The organism is Mesorhizobium sp. M7A.F.Ca.CA.004.12.1.1 (assembly GCF_003997835.1).
Taxonomy (GTDB): domain Bacteria; phylum Pseudomonadota; class Alphaproteobacteria; order Rhizobiales; family Rhizobiaceae; genus Mesorhizobium.
In genome coordinates, this window is record NZ_RZRK01000575.1 from 1 (window position 1) to 3,986 (window position 3,986).

Below are 3,986 nucleotides of genomic sequence, written 5' to 3' on the forward strand. Positions count from 1 at the left end.
CGTAAGGTGCCGCAGGCCAACCAGCGGCTTTCGGCAGAAGTGGTCTCCTTTATCCAGAAGCTGCGCCAGATCGAATTGTTCAAGGTGCCTGGCGTCGCCGAGACCATCGACTGGGCCGGCGCGCTGACCGAGCTCGACAAGGTGGCGCTCGATCCGGAAACCGTCTCCGACACGATCGGCGTGCTGTTGAAATACCAGGACGACATTGCCCGCATCGAACAGGGCGAAGGCCGGCGCATCCTCAACGAGGTGAAGGCCGAGCTTTCGGCGGCGGAGTAGGCGATGCCGCGCCCCGAACCGAAAGAGGCCATGCCGCACGGGCGGATTGCCGACAACATCGTCTATTTTGCCCGCACCTTACGCAAGGCCGGCATGCGGGTCGGGCCGGCCTCGGTCAAGGACGCCATCGAGGCGGTGCTCGCCGCCGGCATTGGTTCGCGCGACGATTTCTACTGGACGCTGCACGCCGTGCTGGTGTCCAGGCATGAGGATCACGCCACTTTCGACGAAGCTTTCCGGCTGTTCTGGAAATCGCGTGAACTGATCGAGAAGATGCTGGCTATGTTTTCGCCGGTGGCACCCGACACCAGGGAAAAGCAGAAGCCGCGCGCCGCTGAAAACCGGGTCAGCCAGGCGATGTTCGAGGGCCACCAGAAGAACCAGCCGCCACAGGAAATTCCCGAGATCGAGGTCGACGCCCGCTTCACCTTTTCCGGCAACGAGGTGCTGCGGGCCAAGGATTTTGCCCAGATGAACGCCGCCGAGATGGCCGACGCCAAGAAGGCGATCGCCGAACTGCGGCTGCCTTTCGACATGGTGCGGACCCGGCGCTTCAAGGCCGATGCGCATGGCCGCCGCATTGATCCGCGAGCCATGATGCGTTCGGCCGCGCGCACCGGCGGCGAACTGATCCTGCCGAAATTCCGCTCAGCCCGCGAAGTTCATCCGCCTTTGGTGGTTCTGGCCGACATTTCAGGCTCGATGAGCCAGTACACGCGCATCTTCCTGCATTTCTTGCATGCACTGACGGAAAAAAGGCGTCGCGTGCACACCTTCGTCTTCGGTACCAGACTGACCAATCTGACCCGGCAGATGCGCCACCGCGATCCCGATGCAGCACTTGCCGACTGTTCTGCGGCGGTCAAGGACTGGTCGGGCGGCACCCGCATCGGCGACACACTTGCCGAGTTCAACCTGATATGGTCGCGGCGCGTGCTGGGGCAGGGGGCGGTCGTGCTTCTGATCACCGACGGGTTGGAGCGCGACGATGTCGACGGCCTGTCGGAGGAAATGGAGCGCCTGCACAAATCCTGCCGGCGGCTGATCTGGCTGAACCCGTTGCTGCGCTTTGACGGTTTTCAGGCGCGCGCCCGTGGCGTCAAGGCGATGCTGCCGCATGTCGACGAGTTCCGCTCGGTGCACAATCTCGATGCGCTGGCCGATCTCTGCGCGTCATTGGACAAGAAGTCGGCACAATCCGTCGATCCGCGCCGATGGCTGGACGCTGGCGCGAGGCACGCCGCATAACCATATCTTTCCCACCCGGAAAACAGATCCCGAGAAAAACAGACTTCTGGAGAAACGGTCATGGAAAGCAGCATTTATCTGGATGAGGCCCGCGACCCGCTGATCATCGCGGAGGGCTGGATGAAGGACGGCAAGGACGTGGCCATCGCGACTGTGGTCGAGACCTGGGGTTCGGCGCCCCGACCTGTAGGCAGCCATCTGGTCATCGACGCCGACGGCAATTTCCACGGCTCCGTCTCGGGCGGCTGCGTCGAAGGCGCTGTGGTCAGTGAGGCCATCGACGTCATCGACAGCGGCAAGGCCAGGATGCTGGAGTTCGGTGTTGCCGATGAGACCGCATGGCAGGTCGGCTTGTCCTGTGGCGGCCGCATCAAGGTGTACGTGGAAAGACTGGGCTGATCTCGGATGGATCCCTACGCCTTAAAAATTTTGAACGCCGAACGACGCGCTCGCCGCGCGGCGATCCTGGTCACCGATCTCGGTGACGGCCGCGACCGCATCGTGCGCGAAGGCGATCAGGTCGCCGGCGATCTTGGCGCCGCGATCGCCAGGGCGTTCCGCACAGGCAACTCCGGTTCGGTCGAAGCAGAGGGGCGGAATTTCTTTCTCAACGCGCATCTGCCGCAGCCGCGTCTGGTCGTGATTGGCGCTGTCCATATCAGCCAGGCGCTGGCGCCGATGGCCAGGATCGCCGGCTATCCCGTGGAGATAATCGACCCCCGCACCGCCTTCGCCACGCCGGACCGCTTTCCCGATGTGGCGCTTCATGCCGAATGGCCGGAGGATGTGCTGAAGCGTCAGCCGCTCGACAGCTATACGGCGCTTGCCGCCGTCACTCATGACCCGAAGGTCGATGATTTCGCGCTGAAGGCCGCGCTCGACGCCAACTGTTTCTATGTCGGGGCGCTCGGTAGCAGGAAGACGCATGCCAAGCGGGTCGAACGCCTGCTGGCGCTGGGCGCGAGCGCCGATCAGATCGCCCGTATCCATGCGCCGATCGGGCTCGACATCGGTGCTGCCAGCCCGGGAGAGATCGCCGTTGCGGTGTTGGCCCAGGCAATCCACGCCTTCCGCTCGCGCGGTCTCGATGCCAAGGGCGCGGCGGCGTGAAATTCGGCCCGATCCCGATCGAGACCGCGGAAGGCGCGGTGCTGGCGCACTCCACCACCGCCGGCGAACGCCGCTTCCGCAAGGCGCACAGGCTGAGCGCTGAAGATGTGGCGCTGCTGCGGGCTGCCGGTGTTTCCGAGGTCGTTGCGGCTGTGCTGACTGAGGACGACCTCGGCGAGGATGCGGCCGCGCAAACGATTGCCGAGAGCATGACCTTTCGCGGGATCGAAGCCAGGCCTGCCGCGACCGGGCGGGTCAATCTCCATGCCAAGGCGCCGGGCATCTTCACGGTCGATGCCGCTGTCATCGATGCCATCAATGCCATTGATCCCGCCATCACCATCGCCACGCTGGCGCAGCATGCGCCGGTCGAGAAAGGCCAGATGGTCGCGACCGTGAAGATCATTCCCTTCGCGGTCAGTTCAGCGCTGGTCGACGCTGCGACAGAAATCTGCGCCGCGGGCGAGATATTTGCCGTCAATGCCTACCGGCCCGTGCGTGTCGGCGTCATCCAGACGGTTCTGCCGGGCATCAAGCCTTCCGTGCTCGACAAGACGCTGCGCGTCACCGAAGCGCGGCTGGCGCGTACGGGCGGCAGGCTGACTGCGGAGCGCCGCACGCCGCATGAGGTCGCGCCAGTGGCGGAGGCCGCGGTCTCCCTGGCGCGCGACAACGACATGGTGGTGATCTTCGGCGCTTCGGCGATGAGCGATTTTGCCGATGTCATTCCCGCGGCGATCGAGAAGGCGGGTGGTGCAGTCATCCGCGCGGGCATGCCGGTCGATCCCGGCAATCTGCTGGTGCTCGGCACGCTCGATGGCAAGCGCATCATCGGCGCGCCCGGCTGCGCCCGCAGCCCCAAGGAGAATGGTTTCGACTGGGTGCTGGACCGGTTGATCGCTGGCCTCGACGTGACGGCCAGGGATATTGCCGCCATGGGGGTCGGCGGGCTGTTGATGGAAATCCCGACACGGCCGCAGCCGCGCGAACCGCTGCCGGCCAAAAGCCAGCTCAAGGTCGGCATCGTGCTGCTGGCCGCTGGCCGCTCAAGCCGCATGGGCGGGCCGAACAAGCTTTTGGCGCTGTTCGACGGCAAGCCGCTTGTGCGCCGCACCGCCGAGCGGGCGCTCGGCTCGAAGGCGTCCGGCACTGTCATCGTCACCGGCCACCAGCGCGAGCGGGTGCGCGCTGCGCTGGTGGGCCTCGACGTGACCTTCGCCGACAATCCCGATTTTGCCGAGGGCCTGTCCACCTCGCTGAAAGCCGGCATCGCCTATCTGCCGGAAGATTCCGCCGGCGTGATGATCGTTCTCGGTGACATGCCTGATATCACGTCCGATGACCTCGAC

The 3,986-nt window shown here is 64.9% G+C and carries 4 protein-coding genes and 1 pseudogene; all 5 read left to right on the forward strand.

The window, feature by feature from the left end:
* Positions 1-279 (forward strand): annotated as a pseudogene (locus EN984_RS25315) (MoxR family ATPase); the annotation flags it as partial.
* A 3-nt stretch (positions 280-282) separates the two neighbouring features.
* The gene (locus tag EN984_RS25320) at positions 283-1,527 is read left to right on the forward strand and encodes a VWA domain-containing protein (protein ID WP_127269883.1); all 1,245 of its coding nucleotides are present in this window, start codon (positions 283-285) and stop codon (positions 1,525-1,527) included.
* Positions 1,528-1,587: 60 nt separating this feature from the next.
* Entirely contained in the window at positions 1,588-1,926 is a 339-nt protein-coding gene (locus EN984_RS25325; protein ID WP_127267830.1) for an XdhC family protein, read from the forward strand.
* Between the two features lie 6 nt (positions 1,927-1,932).
* Positions 1,933-2,637, forward strand: a complete 705-nt coding sequence (locus EN984_RS25330; protein ID WP_127267829.1) for an XdhC family protein — start codon at positions 1,933-1,935, stop codon at positions 2,635-2,637.
* A partial coding sequence (locus tag EN984_RS25335; protein ID WP_127384027.1) for a molybdopterin-binding/glycosyltransferase family 2 protein occupies positions 2,634-3,986 on the forward strand: 1,353 nt, incomplete at its 3' end. The genes EN984_RS25330 and EN984_RS25335, both read left to right, overlap by 4 nt.